At 70.9% G+C, this 21,430-nt stretch carries 18 protein-coding genes; 1 reads left to right on the forward strand and 17 read right to left on the reverse strand.

Features of this window, described 5'->3' with window-relative positions; translation table 11 throughout:
• Positions 1–17 precede the first annotated feature (17 nt).
• Positions 18–1,112 carry a succinyldiaminopimelate transaminase gene (gene dapC, locus JEK78_RS06700; protein ID WP_200263187.1) on the reverse strand — a complete coding sequence of 365 codons (1,095 nt, stop codon included), beginning with the start codon at positions 1,110–1,112 and terminating at the stop codon, positions 18–20.
• A gap of 82 nt (positions 1,113–1,194) precedes the next feature.
• On the reverse strand, positions 1,195–1,515 hold the full coding sequence (gene fdxA / locus JEK78_RS06705) for a ferredoxin (protein ID WP_200263188.1): 321 nt from the start codon (positions 1,513–1,515) through the stop codon (positions 1,195–1,197).
• 141 nt (positions 1,516–1,656) lie between these two features.
• On the opposite strand from fdxA, the gene JEK78_RS06710 reads away from it, so the two are divergent.
• The gene (locus JEK78_RS06710; protein ID WP_200264024.1) at positions 1,657–2,682 is read left to right on the forward strand and encodes a GNAT family N-acetyltransferase; all 1,026 of its coding nucleotides are present in this window, start codon (positions 1,657–1,659) and stop codon (positions 2,680–2,682) included.
• A gap of 68 nt (positions 2,683–2,750) precedes the next feature.
• Here JEK78_RS06710 and JEK78_RS06715 read toward each other — a convergent pair whose 3' ends face one another.
• The 15 genes from JEK78_RS06715 to typA form a co-directional block, all read right to left on the reverse strand.
• Positions 2,751–4,808 (reverse strand): hypothetical protein, encoded by a 2,058-nt coding sequence (locus JEK78_RS06715; RefSeq protein WP_200263189.1) that lies wholly within the window; start codon positions 4,806–4,808, stop codon positions 2,751–2,753.
• A 245-nt stretch (positions 4,809–5,053) separates the two neighbouring features.
• The gene (locus JEK78_RS06720) at positions 5,054–5,485 is read right to left on the reverse strand and encodes a DUF6113 family protein (protein ID WP_200263190.1); all 432 of its coding nucleotides are present in this window, start codon (positions 5,483–5,485) and stop codon (positions 5,054–5,056) included.
• Positions 5,482–6,348, reverse strand: a complete 867-nt coding sequence (gene mshB, locus JEK78_RS06725; protein ID WP_200263191.1) for an N-acetyl-1-D-myo-inositol-2-amino-2-deoxy-alpha-D-glucopyranoside deacetylase — start codon at positions 6,346–6,348, stop codon at positions 5,482–5,484. Before mshB ends, JEK78_RS06720 begins: the two co-directional genes overlap by 4 nt.
• A 62-nt stretch (positions 6,349–6,410) precedes the next feature.
• Positions 6,411–6,605: a hypothetical protein gene (locus JEK78_RS06730; protein ID WP_200263192.1), complete on the reverse strand. Its 195-nt coding sequence runs from the start codon at positions 6,603–6,605 to the stop codon at positions 6,411–6,413.
• A 350-nt stretch (positions 6,606–6,955) separates the two neighbouring features.
• Positions 6,956–8,041 carry a dipeptide ABC transporter ATP-binding protein gene (locus JEK78_RS06735; protein WP_200263193.1) on the reverse strand — a complete coding sequence of 362 codons (1,086 nt, stop codon included), beginning with the start codon at positions 8,039–8,041 and terminating at the stop codon, positions 6,956–6,958.
• Entirely contained in the window at positions 8,034–9,017 is a 984-nt protein-coding gene (locus JEK78_RS06740) for an ABC transporter ATP-binding protein (RefSeq protein ID WP_200263194.1), read from the reverse strand. Before JEK78_RS06740 ends, JEK78_RS06735 begins: the two co-directional genes overlap by 8 nt.
• Before the next feature lie 6 nt (positions 9,018–9,023).
• Positions 9,024–10,028 (reverse strand): ABC transporter permease, encoded by a 1,005-nt coding sequence (locus tag JEK78_RS06745; RefSeq protein WP_200263195.1) that lies wholly within the window; start codon positions 10,026–10,028, stop codon positions 9,024–9,026.
• Entirely contained in the window at positions 10,021–10,944 is a 924-nt protein-coding gene (locus JEK78_RS06750; protein ID WP_200263196.1) for an ABC transporter permease, read from the reverse strand. Before JEK78_RS06750 ends, JEK78_RS06745 begins: the two co-directional genes overlap by 8 nt.
• 8 nt (positions 10,945–10,952) lie before the next feature.
• Positions 10,953–12,575: an ABC transporter substrate-binding protein gene (locus JEK78_RS06755; protein ID WP_200263197.1), complete on the reverse strand. Its 1,623-nt coding sequence runs from the start codon at positions 12,573–12,575 to the stop codon at positions 10,953–10,955.
• A 239-nt stretch (positions 12,576–12,814) separates the two neighbouring features.
• Positions 12,815–13,924 (reverse strand): dipeptide ABC transporter ATP-binding protein, encoded by a 1,110-nt coding sequence (locus JEK78_RS06760; RefSeq protein WP_200263198.1) that lies wholly within the window; start codon positions 13,922–13,924, stop codon positions 12,815–12,817.
• Positions 13,925–13,938: 14 nt separating this feature from the next.
• Positions 13,939–15,000, reverse strand: a complete 1,062-nt coding sequence (locus JEK78_RS06765; RefSeq protein ID WP_200263199.1) for an ABC transporter ATP-binding protein — start codon at positions 14,998–15,000, stop codon at positions 13,939–13,941.
• 12 nt (positions 15,001–15,012) lie between these two features.
• Positions 15,013–15,990 carry an ABC transporter permease gene (locus JEK78_RS06770; RefSeq protein WP_200263200.1) on the reverse strand — a complete coding sequence of 326 codons (978 nt, stop codon included), beginning with the start codon at positions 15,988–15,990 and terminating at the stop codon, positions 15,013–15,015.
• Between the two features lie 99 nt (positions 15,991–16,089).
• Entirely contained in the window at positions 16,090–17,883 is a 1,794-nt protein-coding gene (locus JEK78_RS06775; RefSeq protein WP_200263201.1) for an ABC transporter substrate-binding protein, read from the reverse strand.
• Between the two features lie 101 nt (positions 17,884–17,984).
• A complete protein-coding gene (locus JEK78_RS06780) occupies positions 17,985–19,031 on the reverse strand; it encodes an ABC transporter permease (RefSeq protein WP_200263202.1) in 1,047 nt (348 codons plus the stop codon).
• A gap of 407 nt (positions 19,032–19,438) precedes the next feature.
• Positions 19,439–21,355 (reverse strand): translational GTPase TypA, encoded by a 1,917-nt coding sequence (typA, locus tag JEK78_RS06785; RefSeq protein WP_200263203.1) that lies wholly within the window; start codon positions 21,353–21,355, stop codon positions 19,439–19,441.
• Positions 21,356–21,430 lie beyond the last annotated feature (75 nt).

Raw genomic sequence — 21,430 nt, forward strand, 5'->3', positions numbered from 1 at the left:
GAGACCCCGGCTCGGGGTCAGCGGAGTCGGTCCGCCGCGGCGCGGACCCGCTCGTCGCTCGCCGTGACGGCCACCCGGACGAAGCGCTCGCCGGCCGGACCGTAGAAGTCCCCGGGGGCCACCAGGACGCCGCGGTCGGCGAGCCGGGCGACGGTGTCCCAGCAGGACTCGTCGCGCGTGGCCCACAGGTAGAGGCCGGCCTCGCTGTGCTCGATCCGGAAACCGTGCCCGAGCAGCGCCTCGCGCAGGGTCTCGCGCCGCGCCGCGTAGCGCTCGCGCTGGTGACGGACGTGCTCGTCGTCCCCGAGCGCCACGATCGTCGCGGCCTGAGTGGGGGCCGAGGTCATCAGGCCGCCGTGCTTGCGGATCTCCAGAAGCGGCCCCAGGACCGCGGGGTCGCCGACGAGGAACGCCGAGCGGTACCCGGCGAGGTTGGACCGCTTGGACAGCGAGTGGACCGCGATCAGCCCGTCGTGGGAACCACCGTTGACGTCGGGACGCAGGACCGAGACGGGCTCCGCCTCCCAGCCCAGCTCCAGATAGCACTCGTCGGAGACGACGAGCACCCCGTGCTCACGGGCCCAGGCGACGATCCGGGCCAGTTCCGGGCCGGTCAGGACGGCACCGGTCGGATTGGAGGGGGAATTCAGCCAGAGCAGCCTCAGCCCGGTCGGGTCCAGATCCGTCGGATCGTCGTAGGGCTCGAACTCCGCACGGGCCAGGCGCGCCCCGACCTCGTAGGTGGGATAGGCCAGACGTGGGACGGCGACCCGGTCGCCCGGCCCCAACCCCAGCTGGGTGGGCAGCCAGGCCACCAGTTCCTTGGAACCGACGACCGGCAGGACGTGACGGTGGGTCACGTTGCGCGCGCCGAGCCGACGCTCGGCCCACCCCGTGATCGCGTCGCGCAGCTCGGGAGTGCCCCAGACCGTCGGATACCCCGGCGAGTCCGCCGCGTCGGCCAACGCGCGGCGGATCGGCTCGGGCACAGGGTCGACGGGGGTGCCGACCGACAGGTCGACGATGCCGCCCGGGTGAGCGGCGGCCTTCCGCTTGAAGGGCTCCAGCTTGTCCCAGGGGAAGAGGGGCAACCGGTCGGTGACTGCGGACACGGACGAAGCTCGCTTTCTGGTACGGCGAACGCCTCGGCCCCCGACGGGACCGAGGCGGAGCGGGGTGCCGATCGCCGGCCGGTCAGCCGGCCTGCGGCGGCAGCGCGGCGATGAACGGGTGGTCCCGCTCGATCAGACCGAGCTTGCTGGCGCCGCCGGGCGAACCGAGTTCGTCGAAGAACTCCACGTTCGCCTTGTAGTAGTCCTTCCACTCCTCGGGAGTGTCGTCCTCGTAGAAGATCGCCTCGACCGGGCAGACCGGCTCACAGGCACCGCAGTCGACGCATTCGTCCGGGTGGATGTACAAGGACCGCCGGCCCTCGTAGATGCAGTCGACCGGGCACTCCTCGATGCACGCCTTGTCCTTGACGTCGACACAAGGCTGCGCGATGACGTAGGTCACGCTGTCGTTCCTCCTCGATACGGGCGCTGGCGGGCCACCTCAGGCTCCGCCGCCTGGCGCGCGGGAGCGCGGCGTCGTCGATGCCCACCCCTAGTATCTCCGTTCCGGGGCGTGATCCGAACAGGAGGGGTGTACCGACTCGTGGAAATATCGACCGGCGGCCGGCTTGAGGTCCGCATCACCCGGGCTGACGTGGGAAGACGGGTCTCCGTGCGTCGCCTGCTCACCCCTCACGGCACGGCGCACCGGTTCGCCGACGCGGTCGGGACGCTCACTTCCTGGGACGACGGTGTGCTCGTGATCACACGAAAGGACGGGGACACCGTACAGATTCCGGAATCCGCGCTCGTCGCCGGCAAGGTCGTCCCGCCTTCGCCCGCGCGTCGACGAGGAACCGTCACTTCCTTCGAGGAACTGGCCCGGGTGTCCGCGGCGGCCTGGCCGCCCGTGGAAAGCGAGCGGCTGGGCGACTGGGTGCTGCGCGCCTCCGGCGGCTTCACCCGTCGCGCCAACTCGGTTTTGCCGCTGGGCGATCCGGGGATGCCGCTGGACCGGGCGCTGGAAACGGCGCGCCGCTGGTACGCCAAGCGGGGCCTGCCGCCGCTGCTCCAGACGGCGACCGGCCCGGAGGACTCCCGGGAGTCACTGGGCGCGCGGCTCGACCGACGGGGCTGGGTGCGCGAGGGCGCCGCCGAGGTGTGGGTCGGCGCGCCGGCGCCGATCGGCGATCTGGCGGGAGGTGCCGACGTCGCGCTCTCCCGGGAGGCGGACGACGCGTGGATCGCCCGCTACGGGCGCGTCGGCGAGTCCGAGGCGGCGCGGCGTGTGTTGGCCGGCGGGTCGTCGGTGTGGTTCGCGACCGTGCCGGGGCCGTCGGCCCCACGCGCGATCGGGCGGTGTGTCGTCGAGGGCAGGTGGGCGGTGTTCGGGGCGGTTGAGGTGGATCCCACCGCGCGGCGACGCGGTCTCGCCACCGCCGTGATGGGGGCGCTCGCGGAGCGCGCGCTCGACGAGGGCGCCTCGGCCGCCTGCCTTCAGGTCGAGACCGGCAACGTCGCGGCGCGGGCCCTGTACGCGGGGATGGGGTTCGCCCCCCACCACGCCTACCACCACCGGGCGCCCGGCCCGCCCGGCGACTCCGTGCCCGGACGGGGCGATACCGCCTGACGACTTCCGCCGGGTCGGCCGGGCCGGGTGCGCACGAGAGCCCGCCCCGGTCCCCCGGGGGACGGGCGTCAGCTCGGGTCGGTGTCGATCACACCGACGCGGTCGGTGGGGCTGGTGAGGGCGGGGCGCAGCGCGGCGTAGACGTCCTGCGGGGTCACGGGGGTACGCTCGCCGTTGCCCCGGGTGACGAGCACGCCGTCGAAGGCCCCGCCGTACAGTTCCGCCAAAGCGTCCAGATCCGGCTTGTCGACGAGCTTGCCGTCGACGGCCTCCACGCCGAGGAACTTCCACAGCGAGTTCTGCGGGCTCATCGGCACCGCGGCGGCCTCGTCGGTTCGCACCACCACGTTCGCCGACATGGCCGGTTCCGCGAACTCCCGCATCATCCGGTCGACTTCCGCCTTGGTGACGGTGGGTTCCCGGGTGGTGGTGGGGACCGGCACCGGTGTGGAGCCACCGGACTCCAGTCGGACCCGGTAGGCGCGGACCACCGCGTCGGCCGCCGCTTCCACGTCGACCCCTTCTCCCGCCTCGGGATACACGGCGACGGCGCGCCCCGACTCGAAGCGGATGGACCCCTCGGTGACCGATCCGCTCTCGCCCGCCGTCCGCTCCAGGGCCGCGTACAGCTTCTCCCGGTCGACGGGGAGAACCGGTTCGACGGCGCGTTCGCGTCCGAGGAGCGAGCCGATCACGGAGACCGGGTGGTAATCGCTGCGCGCCGCCGTGGCGACGGTCGCCTGGGTGTCGAGGCGGAGCCCCGCCTGGTCCGGTCGGAGATCGACCGTGGCACCGTCGACGGTCAGCCCGAGCGGCAGCGCCGCTCGCTCGCCGAGGGCCGATTCCAGCTTCCGCACCGCGTCGTCGTGGGTACCTCCGCCGATGTCGACGCCCAGCACGGTGGTTCCCTTCGGCACGTCGGAGTGGTTCATCAACAACCCGCCGCCGTAGGCGCCGCCCACGACGAGGAGCACTCCGAGTCCGAGCAGGGCGAGTTTGTTCCGCCCCTTCGCCTTCGCCGGTGCGGACGGCTCGTCTGCCGGTGGGAGCGGATCGGCGGGCCGCGCCGTCTGCCGGCCCCGCCCGTCGCCGGGCCCACCCGGGACGAAGGGCGCGGCGCTTCGGTCGGGCGAGGGGGTCGGGAACGCGGCCGCGGGGTCGGGGGTGTGGAGCTGCGGGGTGAGCGCCGCGGTGTCCTCGACCGAACGGGCGTCGGCAGGGCCGGTGACGCCGAAATCCGGTTCCCCGAGGCTCTCGTGGTCCGGCGTCCGGGGTACCCCGGAGGGGACTCCGGTGACGCCCTGCCCGACCGAGGCGTGCGCGGGGGGACCGCCGGCGGCGAAGGGGCCCGCCGCGGTGAGGCCGCCGGGCGCCGGGTCGGGCGTCACCGGACCGCCGGTGGGCCCGGGCCGCGGGTGGCTCCGACCGTCCGCCGGACGGGTCGGGTCACCGGCCTGGGAGGCCGGATCCGTGCCGTGGGTCATCGCCCGGTCGGCGCGCGGCGCGGACCCGAGGGCGCCGGTCAGGTCGAAGGAGCCGGTGCCTCCGCCGTGTCCGGGGGCGACCGGGCCGCCGGTGGCGCTGGGCAGGTCCCCGCCCCGGGTTTGGCCGGGGCCGCTCGTGGCGCCCGGACCGCCGGTGCCTCGACCGGGCGCGGGAGGTCCGACGGTTCCGCCGGCGCCGGGCGGGACGACGGGCCCGGGGCGGCGCGGGGCGAACCAGTCGCTGGTCGGCTTCTCGCCGGCGCTCCCGGGCGGCTCGGCGGTGGCGGGACCGCCGGACGCGGCCGGGCGCGGCGTGGGAGGGGGGGACGCGGCGGGAGCCGGCGGGGCGTCGGGGGCGGGTGCGGCCGTGGTGGCCTCCGGGTCCGCGGGGCTCTCCCCGCCCCCCTCGACGGTCTTGCGCATCACGACCGGCGGGATGGGCCGCGATCCCGGGATGTTGATCCGGATCCGGGTCGTCATCGTCGTCTCGGTCCTGCGTTGCTCCGCCCGCGTGGCCGGACGGACCTCGTCCGTGCCGGCGTCGGGAGCCGTCGGTGTCCCGTAGGGCGGCGTGCCGGAGGGGTACGCGGCGTCACCGGCCCCGCCGGACCCGGCGGACGGACTGTCAGTTTCACGACTCAAGGCTGGTTCTCCCGGTTGGCTCCACCGCCCGCACTGCGTCAAGCTGGGAGTCCGCCCTGCTCGGAGAGCACGGGGCGGCTCGGCGGCGCGCTCCACCATACTGGCCGTCGCCGGCGCTCGGCCCGGGGCCGCGACGAAACCCGCCCGTACCGTGCCGCGCCGTCGGCCCCGTACTCGGCATACGGAGCGCCTTCATTCGAAGGGCCGTCGCCGGGCGGGCGGACCGCGGTCCGGCCTCGGGCGTGTCAGGCGTCCTCTTCGGTTGGTCCACCGGGGAGAGGGCCCCCGGCGGCCCCGAACCTCACCGGGGCGAGGGTGGCGCAGAGCACGGCGAGGGCGATACCGCCCAGCAGGAAGAGGTACGAACCCGCCTGCGCCGCGAAGAGGAAGTCGCCCTCCGGGCGGCTGGTGGTCAGCAGGACGACGGCCAGCGACCAGCCCGCCGCCGTCACGACGGCGGCCCCCCGGGTACCGACGAGGACGGCCGCGCCGACGCAGACCCCCACCTCTGCCGCGAGGGCGAGCAGCAGGCCGCCGGGCGGGCGCGCCGACTGCGTCAGCGCGCCCGCCGTCCCCACCACGGCGCCCGCGACGAGCAGCAGGAGGTACGCCAGGGCGCGTCCGAGGGAGGGCCGCGCCGGCGGCCGGAGGGGGCGCGGGGAGTCGACGCCGGTCATCCGACGGCCTCCGGGATGCCGGCGAAGAGGTCCGTGTGGGGCGCGCTCGGGGCGTCTGCGTCGGCGAGTTCGTACCATTCGGTGGTGAACAACGGCTGGGCCAGGCCGTTGGAGAGCGCGAAGTACGGTTCGGCCACCTCGATCTGGGTGGCGTGCGCCCGCATGGCGGCGGCCTTCGCCGCGGCGTGGGGCGTGCTCTCGGCGGCGATCCGCACGGCGACGCGGTCGTCCGCGACGACCCCGGGGACGTCGTCGAGGGAGGCCGCCCGGGCGAAGGGCAGGTCGGGCAGGGCTTCCCGCAGGCGGGCGAAGGCCCGTTCCCCGACCGAGCGCGGCACCCGGTTCCAGTAGACGCGTTCGACCGGGCAGCCGGTCTCGGCCGCTAGTGCGACGGCGCGGGTGGCGACCCGGTGGGCCTGGATGTGGTCCGGGTGGCCGTAGCCGCCGTTCGCGTCGTAGGTGACGAGGACCTGGGGGCGGACCTCGCGGACGATGTCGGCGAGCAGCGAGGCGGCCTCCTCGACGTCCGCCTGCCAGAAGCACCCCGGGTCCTCGTTGTCGGGCAGCCCCATCATGCCGGAGTCGGCGTATCGGCCCGGCCCGCCGAGCAGCCGTACGTCGTGGACGCCGAGGGCGGCGGTGGCGGCGGCCAGTTCACGGAGGCGGTGCTCGCCGAGGGCCGCTCCGGTCAGGTGGCGCAGGGCGGGCGGCACGACCTCGCCCCGCTCGCCGAGCGTGCAGGTCACCAGCGTGACCCCGGCGCCCTCGGCGGCGTACCGGGCCATCGTCGCGCCGTTGTTGATCGACTCGTCGTCCGGGTGCGCGTGCACCAGCAGCAGACGCCTGGAGGGCTCTTCCGTCATGACCCCAGCCTAAGCTCAGGTCGCGCTCACCGGGTCCGCCTCGGTGGGGCGTGGTCGGGACGTCAGAACTTGAGGCTGCCGATCATCCCCGCGATGTTGGACGTCACCTCGCTGATCGTGGGTCCGATGGTGGAGGAGGCGAGGTAGAAGCCCAGCAGCATGCAGACGATCGCGTGGCCGGCCTTCAGTCCCGACTTCTTGATCAGCAGGAAGACGATGATCGCCAGCAGCACCACCGCCGAAATCGAGAGTGCCACGGCGGCTCACCTCCAAAGAGCCCGGGGACAGAGGACGGACGGACGGTCCGCGAGGACGGGCATCGCCTCCCTCACGACCCGCACGGGTGGATCCAGTCGAGCACATCCACACGGGTAATTCCACATGGAGAGCGTCCTGTTGATACCCACCACGCACCAGTGATCATAGCCATCCGGATCCGTGCATCGTTGGGCGCACGGCCGCACGGGGGGCGCACGGCCGGGGGAGCCGGTCGATGACCTGCGCGTCCACGGCCCGCCGCGACGCCACGCCCCCGGGGGGTGGACGGCACCGGCGACGACGGAGGCCGCGGAGAGGCCCGGGCGCGACCGGGCGGTGGGGACGTCGGTCAGCGCGGGCGATCGGCCGGCGGGTCGGCCGGCCCTCCGGGGGTCCGGGCGAGGGGACGGTCGTCCGGGGGCTCGGCGAAGAGACACGCCGAGTCGTGGGCCGCCGGCCCCGACGCCGAGCGCAGCGAGACGGGTACCGTCAATTCCGGCACCTCCCACGCGCACCGCTCCCGGGCGCGGAAACACCGGGTGCGGAAGCGACAGCCGGAGGGGATGTCCGCCGGTGAGGGGACGTCCCCGGAGAGGACGATCCGCCGGCGGTGGGCGCGGGCGCCGGGATCGGGAACCGGCACCGCCGAGAGCAGCGCCTGGGTATAGGGGTGGGTGGGGTGTTCGTAGATCTCGGTGTCGCTCCCGGTCTCCACGATCCGCCCCAGGTACATGACCCCGACCCGGTCCGAGATGTGCCGGACGATGGACAGATCGTGCGCGATGAACACGTAGGACAGCGCGAACTCGCGTTGCAGCCGCGCCATCAGGTTCACCACCTGGGCCTGGACCGAGACGTCGAGTGCCGAGACGGGCTCGTCGGCCACGATGATCTCGGGGCGGAGGGCCAACGCCCGGGCGATGCCGACGCGCTGGCGCTGACCGCCGGAGAACTGGTGGGGATAGCGGTTGACGAACGACGGATCCAGGCCGACGACGTCCAGCAACTGGCGCACTCGGGCACGCCGCTCGCCCTTCGGCGCGACCTCGGGATGGATGTCGAAGGCCTCGCCGACGATGTCCCCGACGGTCATCCGCGGGTTGAGCGAGGTGTAGGGGTCCTGGAAGACCATCTGGATGTTCCGGCGGACCGCCTTCAACGCCCGGCCGGACAGCCGGGTGATGTCCTCGCCCCGGTAGCGGACGCTGCCCGAGGTCGGTCGTTCCAGGCTGACCAGCAGCCGCGCCATCGTGGACTTGCCGCAGCCGGACTCCCCCACGATGCCCAGCGTCTCGCCGGCGCCCAGGGTGAGGTCGACACCGTCGACGGCCCGGACGGCGCCGACGCGTCGGCGGAGGAGGCCACCGGTCGACAGGGGGTAGTGCTTGACCAGACCGCGGACCTCCAGGAGGGGCTCGGTGCCGGCTTCAGCCACGGAGGCACTCCTTCCAGAAGTGGCAGGCGCTGACCCGGTCGCCGTGGGCGCCCGGGATCGGGTGCGGCGGCGGCGCGTCGGCGCGGCACACGTCCCGGGCCGCCGGGCAGCGCGGGTGGAAGGCGCACCCGGGCGGCACCCGGGTGGGACCGGGCGGCAGTCCCCTGATCGCGTGGAGTTCCCCGCCCTTGCGGTCCAGGCGCGGGATCGACTCCAACAGGCCCCGGGTGTAGGGGTGGGCGGGCGCCTTGTAGAGGTCGTGCACCGACGCCGACTCCACGACCCGCCCCGCGTACATGACGACGATCCGGTCGGCGACGTCCGCGACCACGCCGAGGTCGTGGGTGATGAGGACGAGCCCCATGCGGTACTCGCGGCGGAGTTCCGCCAGCAGGTCCATGATCTGGGCCTGGACCGTGACGTCGAGGGCGGTGGTGGGCTCGTCGGCGATGATCAGACTGGGCCGGAGGGCCAAGGCCATGGCGATCATGACCCGTTGGCGCATGCCTCCGGAGAGTTGGTGCGGGTAGTGGCGCGCTCGCTGGCGGGCGGCGGGGATGCGCACCCGGTCCATCAGCTCCACGGCCCGCGCCCGGGCGTCCTTGCGGGACATCCCCCGGTGCACGACGAACATCTCGCCGAGTTGGTCGCCCACCGGAAGCACGGGGTTGAGGGAGGACAGGGCGTCCTGGAAGATCATCGCCATCTCGGATCCCCGGACCCTGCGGCGCTGGTCCCTGCCCAGGGTCAGCAGGTCGCGTCCCGCGAAGAGCACCTCGCCGCCGGTGATCCGGGCGGGTGGGCTGTCCAGGATGCCCATCACCGCCTGGGCGGTGACGGACTTGCCGGAACCGGACTCGCCGAGGACGGCGAGGGTCTCGCCCGCGTCCACGTGGAACCGGGCGCCGTCGACCGCCCGGACGATCCCGTCCCGGGTGCGGAACTCCACGCTCAGGTCGCGTACGTCGAGCAGCACGGCGGCTCACCTCAGCTTCGGGTCGAGGGCGTCGCGCACGGCGTCGCCGAGCATGATGAACGCCAGGACGGTGACGGCGAGCGCCCCGGAGGGCCACAACAGGGCGTGCGGGGCGTTGCGGATGTAGGGCGCGGCGGCGGAGATGTCGATGCCCCACGACACGCTCGGCGGCCTCAGGCCGACGCCCAGGAAGGAAAGGGTCGCCTCCAGGGCGATGTAGGTGCCCAGGGCGATCGTCGCCACCACGATGACCGGCGCGACCGCGTTGGGCGCGATGTGGCGCAACAGCAGCCGGGACGGCGAGGCGCCGAGCGCGCGGGCCGCCTGGACGTAGTCGTGTTGCCGGGCGGTCAGGACGGCGCCCCTGGCGATGCGGGAGATCTGCGGCCATCCGAGCAGCACGATGAACCCGATCACCGGCCACAGGGTGTCGCTGGTGACGACCGAGAGCAGGACGAGACCGCCGAGGACGACGGGGATGGCGAAGAAGATGTCGGTGACCCGGGACAACAACGAGTCCCACATCCCGCCGAGGAACCCGGCCAGTCCCCCGAGCACGCTGCCCAGGACCGCGACGCCGAGGGTGGCGAGGACACCGACCGCCACCGAGGTCCGGGCGCCGTACACGGTGCGTGTGTAGACGTCGCAGCCCTGACCGTTGAACCCGAACGGGTGACCTGGCCGGGCGCCTTCCTGCGCCCGCGAGAGGTCGCAGTGGAGCGGGTTCCCGGAGGCGATGGCGGAGGGCCAGACAGAGACGAACACCAGGAACAGGATCACCGTGGCCGACACCAGGAACACCGGGTCGCGCCTGAGGTCGTGCCAGGCGTCCGACCACAGCCCCCGCGCGCGGCCGGCGGCAGCGTCCGCCGGGTCCGGGAAACCGGGCGGGCCGACGTCCGACGGGCCGGGACGATTCACCGTCCCCCGACCCCTGCCCTCGGGGCCCGGTCGGTCGCCACCGGTCCCGACGACGGCGCTCCGCGGTTCGTAGGGGAGGGCGTCAGACATAGCGGATCCTCGGGTCGAGCACGGCGTACAGGATGTCGACGAGGAGGTTGGCGGCGAGGAAGACCAGCACCAGCACGGTGACGAAACCGACGACGGTCTGCGTGTTCTGACGCAGGATGCCCTGGTAGAGCTGGTAGCCGACGCCGTGGATGTTGAAGATCCGCTCGGTGACGATGGCGCCCCCCATGAGCGCGCCGATGTCCGTCCCGATGAACGTGACGACGGGGATGAGGGAGTTGCGCAGCAGGTGCCGGGTCACCACCCGACGTCGCGGGAGCCCCTTGGCGACGGCGGTGCGGACGTAGTCGCAGCGCCGGTTCTCCGCGACCGAGGCGCGGGTCAACCGGGTGACGTAGGCCAGGGACACGGACGCCAGGACCAGACCGGGGACGATCAGTTCGCCGAGACCCGCGTCGGCGGAGACCGAGGGTGTGATCCACCCCCACTCCACCCCGAGGAGCAGCTGGAGCAGGAGCCCGGTGACGAAGGTGGGCACCGAGATGACCACCAGGGTGAGCACCAGGACCGAGGTGTCGACGGGGCGGCCTCGCCGCAGTCCGGTCACCACGCCCAGGGTGACCCCGAGGACGATCTCGAAGAGCACCGCCACGACGGTCAGCCGGATGGTGACCGGGAAAGCCTCCGCCATCAGCTCCGCGACCGGCCTGCCGTTGAAGGCGGTGCCGAAGTCCCCGGTGAAGACGCTGCCGAGGTAGGCCGGGTACTGCTGCCACAGCGGCTTGTCGAGGCCGAACTCCCGCCGGAGCCGGGCCGCCGTCGCCGGGTCGCACTGCCGTTCCCCGCACAGACCGGCGACGGGGTCGCCCATCACGTTGACCATCAGGAAGATCAGCAGCGTGGCCCCGACGAAGACCGGGACCATCTGCGACAGTCGCCGGAGGACATACCGTCCCATGGCCCTCCTCAGCCGACCTTGATCTCGTGGTAGACGGGGACGCTGAAGGGGTTGAGCCGCACGTCGGAGAGGCGCTCCGAGTAGCCGGCGCTGCCGTTCTGGTACCAGAGGGGGATGGCCGCCATGTCGTCCCGCAGGACGTCCTCGGCCTGCTGGAAGGTGCGCACGGCCGCCGCTGCGTCGGTCTCGGCGTTGGCGCGGTCGACCAGCGCGTCGAACTCCTCGTTGGACCACTTGCCGTCGTTGGAGGAGCCGTCGGTGTAGTAGAGCGGCTGGAGGAAGTTCTGGATCAGCGGGTAGTCCATCTGCCAGCCGGCACGGAAGGGCCCGGACATCTTCCGCTCGCTGATCCGCCCCCGGAAGTCGGCGAAGGTTCCGACCGGGTTCCCGACGCACGCCCGGTCGTCGCCGAGGGCGTTGTTGACGGAGTGGCAGAGCGCGTCGACCCACTGGCTGTGGGAGCCGGTGTCCGCGTTGTAGGTGATCGTGACCTGGCCCCCGGGCAACCCGCCGCCCTCCTCGATCAGGCGGCGCGCCTCCTCCGGGTCGTAGTCGCACGCGTCCCCGCACAGCCCGGCCTTGAAGCCGCCGTCCGCGCCGAGGACGGGCGAGGTCCAGTCGCTGGCCGGCGTCCGGGTCCGCTGGAAGATCTTCTCGGTGATCTGCCGCCGGTCGATCGCCATGGACAGCCCCCGACGCACCTTCTCCGCGCCGTCGCGGCTCCAGGCCTCGTCGTAGTACGGGAAGGCCAGCGTCTGGAGGATGCCCGCGGGGGTGTTGATGTAGCGGTCGCCCAGGTCCCTGCCGACGTTCTTGAGCTGGGAGGCCGGCACGTCGTCGACGAGGTCGAGGTTCCCGGCCATCAGGTCGGTGTAGGCGGTGTTGCTGTCGGTGTACACCACCAGGTCGACGCCGCCGTTGAGGGCCGCGTCGTCTCCCGGGTACGCCTCCCACTTGCGCAGCGACATCCGGGCGCCCCGCCGGTAGGAGTCGACGCGGTAGGGCCCGTTGCCGATCGGCTTGGCCAGCCAGGCGTCGTGGTCCTCGAAGAACGCACGCGGCAGGGGCGCGTAGGCCGGGTAGCCGAGGGTCTCGGGGAAGGTGGAGAACTTCTGGCTCAGCCGCACCGTGAAGGTCCGCTCGCCGGTGACCTCCAGCCCGGAGAGCGTGTCGGCGGTCGGCTCGCCGCCGTCCTCGGGGTGGACCTCGTCGTAGCCCTCGATGTAGCTGAAGAAGTAGGCGTTGCGCTGGTTGTTGCGCAGGGCCGCGCCGTAGTTCCAGGCATCGACGAAGGACCGAGCGGTCACCGGCTCGCCGTTGCTGAAGGTCCAGCCGTCCTCGACGGTGACGTCGAACGTCCTGGAGTCGGAGGTCTCGATGCTCTCGGCGAGCATGTCCCGGGCCTGACCGGTCTCGGGGTCGTAGGTCTTCAGACCCCGGAAGATCATGTCCAGCACCTTGCCGCCCTGCACCTCGTTGGTGTTGGCCGGCTCCAGGGGGTTCTGCGGGTCGCCCCAGGAGGAGCTGAGGACACCGCCCCCGTCTCCGCCCCCGCCCGATCCGCACCCGCTCGCGGCGAGGACGACGGCCACCGCGCATACGGCCCACTTGCCGGGCTTGGCTCCGCGCATGGAGTGCCTCCTCGGTGGTGCGCTGTCCGTAGGGGCAACCCTGACCGTCGGCGACGGGCTCCGCACGCCGGAGACGACCGTCCGGGACGACGCCGGCTGCGGACGGGGCGGTCAACCGTCCGGAACGGGCCGCCGCACACGGAAGCGACACGCCCCCGCGGGCGGCCTCGCCCGCCCACGACGAAGCGGGGCCCGCTCCCCTGGGGAAGCGGGCCCCGCGCACACCGAGGCGGTGGGGATCAGGCGTCGCCGGACCCCTTCGCGAGCGAGGGCCCGGCCTCGGCCGTCGACCCGGCGGCCGTGTCGGGCTCCTCGGGGAAGTGGCACGCCGTCAGGTGGCCGTCCTCGTTGCCGGAGATCCGGACCAGCGGGGGCTCCTCCGTGGCGCACTTGTCCTGCGCCTTCCAGCAGCGGGTGCGGAACCGGCAGCCCGACGGGGGCATGATCGGCGACGGCACGTCGCCCTCCAGGCGGATGCGCTCGCGCGGCGCCTCCCCCTCGTCGTGCACGGAGACCTCGGGCACGGCGGACAGCAGGGCGTGGGTGTAGGGGTGGCGGGGTCGGTTGTAGATCGAGTCCCGATCGCCGACCTCGACCACCTTGCCGAGGTACATCACCGCGACGCGCTGGGAGAAATGCCGCACGATGGCGAGGTCGTGGGCGATGAAGACGAACGCCACGCCCAGCTCCGCCTGGACCTTCTGGAGCAGGTTGACGACCTGGGCCTGGATCGACACGTCCAGCGCGGAGACCGGCTCGTCCGCGACGATCAGCTTCGGGTTCAGGGCGAGCGCGCGGGCCACGCCGATCCGCTGGCGCTGCCCCCCGGAGAACTCGTGCGGGAAACGGTTGTAGTGCTCCGGGTTGAGACCGACGGTCTCCAGCAACTCCCGGACCCGCTTCTCCCGGCCGCCCTCCGGGTCGATCCCGTTGACCTCCATCGGCGACTTGATGATGCTGCCGACGGTCTGCCGCGGATTCAGCGAGGAGTACGGGTCCTGGAAGATCATCTGGATCTCGGACCGCACGGGGGCCAGCCGCCGCCGGTTGGCGTGCGTGATGTCCCGGCCCGCGTAGGTGATCGTCCCGGAGGTCGGCTCCAGCAGGCGGGTCATCAGTCGTCCGGTGGTGGACTTGCCACAGCCGGACTCGCCGACGAGACCGAGGCTCTCGCCGTGGGCCACGGTCAGGTCGACGCCGTCGACCGCCTGCACGGCACCGACCCGGCGCTTGAAGGGGAAGCCGCCGTAGATCGGGAAGTGCTTGGTCAGGCCCCGGACCTCCAGGAGGGGTTCCGCGCCGGCGGCGGTGGAACTCTGCTGTGCGGGGAGGGTGAGGTTGTCGCTCATGATCTCGGTTCTCCCTAGCGCAGCCGGGGCTGGATCTCGTCGATGAAGATGGTCTCCCGCTGCTCCGCCGTCAGGTGACAGGCGGCGGCGCGGCCCTCGCCCAGCCCGGGCCGGGTGTCGGTGCAGAGCGTGCCGGCCACCTTGCCCCGGTGGGCGCAGCGCGGGTGGAAGGGGCAGCCGGTCGGCGGATTCAGCAGCGACGGCGGCGACCCGGGAATCGGCGTGAGCTCCGCGTGGACGTCGCCGTCCAGCCGAGGCATGGAGCTGAGCAGACCCCAGGTGTAGGGGTGCCGGGGGGCGCCCAGCACCTCCCGGGTCGAGCCCCGCTCGACGGCCCGGCCGGCGTACATCACCAGCAGGTCGTCGGCCACGTCGGCGATGACACCGAGGTCGTGGGTGATGAAGATGATCGCCGAGCCGAACTCCTGCTGGAGGTCCTTGAGCAGGTCCAGGATCTGCGCCTGCACCGTCACGTCGAGCGCGGTGGTCGGCTCGTCGGCGATCAGGAGGTCCGGGTCGCACATCAGCGCCATGGCGATCATGGCACGCTGCCGCATACCGCCGGAGAACTGGTGCGGGTAGTCGTCGAAGCGCGTCTTGGGCTGGGGGATGCCGACCTTCTCCAGCATCCGCACCGCCCGGTCCTTCGCCTCCTTCTTGGAGGCGCCGGTGTGCTTCATGAACGGCTCGGAGAGCTGGCGACCCACGGTGTAGTAAGGCGAGAGCGCGGTCAACGGGTCCTGGAAGATCATCGCCATCTTGTTGCCCCGGAGCTTCTCCAGCTCCTTCTCGGGGGCGGTGACGAGTTCCCGGCCGTCGAGGACGATCTCCCCGTCGACGGTGCTGGTGCGCGGGTTGTGCAGACCCAGGATCGTCAGGTTGGTGACGGACTTCCCGGAGCCGGACTCGCCGACGATGCCGAGCGTCTTGCCGCGCTCGACGTCGAACGACAGGCCGTCGACGGCCTTGACGACGCCGTCCTCGGTGGAGAAGCGCACCCTCAGGTCACGGACCGAGAGAAAGCTCTCGGACCCGGTCGGGGCCGGGGCGTTCTCAGTGGTGGTCTGTGTGGTCACGGTGGTGTCTTCCTAGGAGAGACGGACGCGCGGGTCGATCCAGGCGTACGCGATGTCGACGAGCATGTTCATGATCAGGATGAAGAACGCCCCGACCAGCATGACACCCATCGTCAGCGGGAGGTCCTTGTGAGTCGCGGCGTCCACAGCGAGGCGCCCGAGGCCCTGCAGGGAGAAGGTCAGCTCCGTGACGACGCCGCCACCGAGCAGGGCGCTGATGTCGATGCCGAGCACGGTGACGATCGGGATGAGCGAGCCGCGCCAGGCGTAACGGAAGAAGACGTACTTGCGCGACATGCCCTTGGCGCGCGCGGTGCGCACGTGCTCCTCCTGGAGCTGCTCGATCATCGACGACCGCGACATACGAGTGTACTGCGCGGTGAAGATGGTCGACATGACCAGGATGGGGATCGACAGACCGACCATCCACCCCACCGGGTCCTCGGTGATCGGCACGTACTCGGGGTCGTTCATCCAACCGGTGCTGTACACCAGGACGAGCAGCGCGATCGGCCCCAGGAAGTAGATCTGGAAGGAGCTGAGGACCATGGAGGTACCGGTGGCGATCTTGTCCACCATCGTGCCGCGGCGGTAGGCGGCGAGCATGCCGGCGCCGACGCCGACGAGCAGGAAGCACACGATGCCGCCGACGGTCAGCGAGAGCGTCAGCGGGAGACGGTCGAGGATGAGGTCCCAGACGTTCTCGTTGTAGTAGAAGGACCGGCCCAGGCACGGCGCGGGGCAGTCGCCCTGCGGGAAGTCACGGCCGGCGACGACACCCGACATGAACTCCCAGAACTGCTGGGCCAGCGGCTGGTCGAGTCCCAGCGCGTGTCGGATGTCCTCCAGTCTCTCCGGCGAGCAGTCCTTGCCACAGGCCAAGGAGGCGTAGTCGGACGGCGCGGCGACGAAGAGGAAGAACGTCGCGGCGCCGATCAGGATCAGGGTCATGGCGGCACCGACTGAGCGCCGGATGATGAACTGAAGCATGGCGGTGGGGGCTGCTCTCTGCGGAGACGGTGGACGGTTGCACGGAACCGCGGGAGCGCGCTCCGCCTGGTGCGCGCCCCCGCGATCAGCCGTGGAGAGTTACGACTTCAGGAACAGTCGGGTGAGGTCCATGTAGCTGGCCTCGGTGCTGTAGCGGGCACCGCCGACGTTCGAGCCGAAGAGCTGGAACTGCTTGACGTACCACAGCGGAGCGGCCGGGTTGACCTCCTCCAGGATGTAGTGGTGCGCCTCCTCCCAGGTCTTGGCCGCCTCCTCGGGCTGCTGGTTCAGGGCCTTCGCGATCAGCTCCTGGACCTTGGGGTCGTCGATGTGCGAGTAGTTCGAGTTGCCATCGCCCACCTGGTCACCGTCGTAGACCGGGGTGACGACCGTGGCCGGGGACGGCCAGTCCTGGCCCCAGCCGGTGATGTACATGTCGTACGGGTTGTCGAGCTTGCCGATCTGCTCGTAGAAGCTCGCGGAGTCGATCTCCTTCGACACCACGTCGATGCCGACCTTCTCCAGCGCGTCCTCGATGGCGACCTTGCGCTTCTGCCCCTGCTCGGAGTTGGGGTAGGCGAAGACCAGCTTCTTGTCCTCGGCCGGGACGTCGGCCAGCAGCTCCTTGGCCTTCTCGATGTTGCCCTGCGGGGTCTCCAGCCGGCCGTAGGGGTCGTAGTCCGCGACATAGCCCGGCAGGGTGGGCGCGAACAGGTTCGGCGCGACGTCGCCGCCGTAGGCGCCGCCCTCGCCGGCGATCAGCGAGTTGGAGTTCACCGCGTAGGTGATGGCGTCGCGGACCGTCTTGTTCTCGACCCGGTCCAGGTTGAAGGTCAGCTGCATGACGTAGGGCGCGTAGCCCTCGATCGTGCGCTCCTTGACCTCCGGGTCGCCGATGACGTCCTGGATCTGGGTGGCGTCGACGGTGCCGGTGAACTGGACGGCGTTCTTGGCGTCGCCCTGGTCGGCGATCAGACGCTTGGTCTGGGTGGACTCGGTGACACCGAACTGGAAGTCCCAGCCGTCCACGTACTGGTGACGCACGGCGTCGGTCGCCGGGTCCCAGTTCTCGTTGCGCACGAGTTCCATGGACTTGCCGGCCTTGAACTCGGCGATCTTGTACGGACCGGTGGCGACGGGCGCCTGGTCGTACTTCTCCTTCGTGTCGGTCTCCTCCGGCACCAGGGCGTAGCCGGGCATGGCCAGGGCCATCGGCAGGTCGGGGCGCGGCTGGTCGAAGTGGAAGACGATCGTCTTGTCGTCCGGGGTCTCCAGGACGCTGTCCGGCAGGTGCTCGTCGTCGAAGCCGCCCTCGGGCAGGGACTCGCGGTAGTCCGGGCCGCTCAGCCAGGTCTGCACGAACGTCGGGCCGTCGAAGATGAACTCGGCGTAGAGCCGCTCGATGGTGTGCCGGACGTCGGCCGAGTCGATCGGGTTGCCGTTCTCGTCCTTCAGGTCGTCCTTGAGGGTGAACGTCCAGGTCTTGTTGTCGTCGGAGGCGGTGCCCGAGTCGGTGGCCAGGTCGCCGACGACCGCGAGGTTGCCCTCGCCGTCCTCCTGGAAGTTGGTCAGGCCGCGGAAGACGAGGCTGGTGAACTGCTTGCCGTCCGAGACGTAGATCTGACCCGGGTCCATGTGGGTCAGGGCCGACTCCTGGTACACCGTGACGGTGCCGCCGGACTTCGCGCCCTCGACCTCCTCGGCGGGGCCGGTGGAGGCGGCGGCGTCCAGGTAGGCGACGCCCTGCGCCTGCTCCTTGGCCTTCTTCTGGTCTTCCTTGGAGTCCTTGCCCGAGCTGCCGCCGGTGTTCTCCGAGCAGCCGGTCAGAGCGAGGGATCCGGCCGCGATGGCGACCAGAATGGCGCGCGCTCTGCGCGAGTTGAGCGACTTCATGAGGTTGATGCACCTACCTGTCGTTGTTTTCCGTGATTACTGCCTGTCGCGGCTGGTAGGCCGACTCGGGGGCGGCAGCCACCCCCCACCAACGGACGGACTCAGCGCCCGGACTTGGGGTCGAAGGCATCCCGTACGGAGTCTCCGAGGAGGTTGAAGCACAGGATGAAGATCACCAGGGCCACGCCCGGGAAGAAGATGAACGCCGGGTCCTGCTGGGTGTACTGCGCGCCGGCGGCGAAGAGCCGGCCCCAGTCCGGGGTGGGCTCGACGAAGCCGACACCCGCGAAGGACAGGAAGGCGATCGTCAGGATGGTGCTGGGCAGCTGGTACGTGTACTGCACGAGAACCGGAGTGACGATGTTCGGCAGGATCTCCTTGCGCACGATCCGGGCGGGCGAGGCCCCGGAGACCTTCGCCGCCTCGATGAACTCGCGATCCCGCAGGGCCAGCACGACGGACCGGACCAGACGTGCCATGCCCATCCAGCCGAGGATCCACAGCACGATCAGGATGGCGAGCGCCCGGAAGTAGGTGGGCGTCTCCTCCCGCGGGTCCACGAAGAACGCGGTGACGACGGGCATGAAGGCGATGAAGAACAGCTGCGACGGGAAGGACAGGAAGAAGTCCGTGACCCGACCGAGCCAGTAGTCGGTCCGACCGCCGAAGTAGCCGCCGACGACGCCGATGATCACTCCGGTGACCGTTAGCAGGGTGGCCACGCCGACGGCCATGTACAGCGACGTGCGCATGCCGTACATCATCATCGCGAACAGGTCACGGCCGTACTGGGGCTCGACGCCGAACCAGTGGTCGGCGGAGACGCCGCCGAAGTACCCGAGCGGCAGGCCGAACTCGTCGAGCACGGGCCTGTCCGCGAAGGTCGGGTCCTGGCCGTAGAGGGTGTACGGGTTCGTCCCGCTGATCGCGGTGAGCAGGGGCGCCAGCAGCGAGATGACGAAGAAGAAAATCACTACGCCCGCGCAGATCATGCCTGTACGGTCACGCTTGAAGCGCTGCCACATCAACTGCCCGGGAGAGCGGCCCTCGAGCTTCTTGGGGCTCTCGGCGACCTCGGAGGTCGCGTCGAGTTCGGGGTCCAAGGCGGCCACGGACCCGGAGCCCTCGGCCTTCGTCGGACTTGTCATCAGTGTTCTTCCCCCGGGATGGAGAGTGGAGCGCAGCACAGATACCGGCAGGTTCTGTGGTTTGGGGGAACTTTCGCCAAGCGACTCAACGCGCGTCAAGGGTGGAAGACACAGGGATCTCCCTACCGTCGATATTTTGAGCAAAAATTGCAGCTATCGACACCTCAACGCGCTTGACAGCCGCACTTCGAAGCGGGCGAATCAGACATTTTTGGAATTTTTTTCGTTTACATGTCCGAAACTTGATCCACTGATCACCGATATACGAACAGCTGCCGTGTAGGGCGTGTACGCCCCCGGCGCGAGGGATCGGCGGGGGCACTTCCCGGCCGGCTCGGGGCATGCCGAGTCCCGGCCCGTCGCCCCGATGGACTACGGGCCGGGACTCGGCCGCGGGCCTCTCGCCCTCAGCCGTGCTTGGCGCGGCTGGCCGCCCTGGCCCGCTCGCGGGCGTCCAGGTTCACCTTGCGGATGCGAACGGCCTCGGGGGTCACCTCGACGCACTCGTCGTCCCGGCAGAACTCCAGCGACTGCTCCAGGGAGAGTCGCCGGGGCGGGACGATGGACTCGGTCACGTCGGCCGTGGAGGAGCGCATGTTGGTGAGCTTCTTCTCCTTGGTGATGTTCACGTCCATGTCGTCGGAGCGTGAGTTCTCACCCACGATCATGCCCTCGTACACCTCGGTGCCGGGGTCGACGAAGAGGACGCCCCGCTCCTGGAGGTTCGTCATCGCGAACGCGGTGACGGCCCCTGCGCGGTCGGCCACCAGCGATCCGTTGTTCCGCGTCGTCAGGGTGCCGAACCAGGGCTCGTGACCCTCGTGGAGGGAGTGGGCGATGCCCGTGCCGCGAGTCTGGGTGAGGAACTCGGTCCGGAACCCGATGAGCCCCCGGGAGGGCACCACGAACTCCATCCGCACCCATCCCGAGCCGTGGTTGGACATGTTGTCCATCCGCCCCTTGCGGACCCCCATGAGCTGGGTCACGGCACCCATGTGCTCCTCGGGCACGTCGACGGTCATGCGCTCCACCGGCTCGTGGAGCTTGCCGTCCACCTCCTTGGTGACGACCTGCGGCTTGCCCACGGTCAGCTCGTAGCCTTCCCGCCGCATCGTCTCGACCAGGATCGCCAGCGCCAGCTCGCCCCGCCCCTGAACCTCCCAGGCGTCGGGACGGTCGGTCTCCAGGACCCGCAGACTGACGTTGCCGATCAGCTCGCGGTCCAGGCGGTCCTTCACCTGACGAGCGGTGACCTTGCGATCCTTGACGGCCGCCTTGGCCTCCGCGCCCTTGCCACTGCCGCCGCGGCCGACCAGCGGCGAGGTGTTGGTGCCGATGGTCATCGAGATCGCCGGCTCGTCGACCGTGATCAGGGGCAGCGGAACCGGCGTCTCGGCGTCGGCCAGGGTCTCGCCGATCATGATGTCGGGGATGCCGGCCACAGCGCAGATGTCACCGGGCCCGGCCTTCTCCGCGGGCTTGCGGGCCAGCGCCTCGGTCATCATCAACTCGGAGATCCGCACCGAGGAGACGGAACCGTCGCGCTTCATCCAGGCGACGGTCTGCCCCTTCTTCAGCTCGCCCTGGTGGACGCGGAGGAGCGCGATCCGGCCGAGGAAGTTGTCGGCGTCCAGGTTGGTGACGTGCGCCTGGAGGGGCGCTCCGGCGTCGTAGGTGGGGGCCGGGATGTGCCCCAGGATCGTCGAGAAGAACGGCTCCAGGCTGGTGGAGTCACCCGGCACGGTGCCGTCGTCGGGCTTGGTCAGCGAGGCGATGCCGTCCCGGCCGCAGGCGTAGACGATCGGGAACTCGATCTGCTCCTCGTCGGCGTCCAGGTCCAGGAAGAGGTCGTAGGTCTCGTTGACGACCTCGTCGATCCGGGCGTCCGGCCGGTCCGTCTTGTTGATGCACAGGATGATCGGCAGCCGCGCCTGAAGAGCCTTTCGCAGCACGAACCGAGTCTGCGGCAGCGGGCCCTCGGACGCGTCGACCAAGAGCACGACGCCGTCGACCATCGACAGACCCCGCTCGACCTCGCCGCCGAAGTCGGCGTGGCCCGGGGTGTCGATGATGTTGATGGTGACCGGGTCGCCGCCGTCCTTCGGGTGATACTTCACGGCCGTGTTCTTGGCGAGAATGGTGATGCCCTTCTCGCGCTCCAGGTCGTTCGAGTCCATGACCCGGTCGTCGACGGAGTCGAGCTGGTGGGCGGCGAAGGCGCCCGCCTGCTTGAGCATCCCGTCGACGATGGTGGTCTTGCCATGGTCGACGTGGGCGACGATGGCGACGTTGCGGATGTCGTGACGCGTTGAGGTCACAGCCATGGTGCGGCGTACTCCCGGGGTGGTGAGGGCGGCCCTGCTGCGCGGGTGCTGCGCGGACCCTGCCGGGCGGAACAT

This window comes from Streptomyces sp. HSG2 (assembly GCF_016598575.1).
GTDB lineage: Bacteria > Actinomycetota > Actinomycetes > Streptomycetales > Streptomycetaceae > Streptomyces.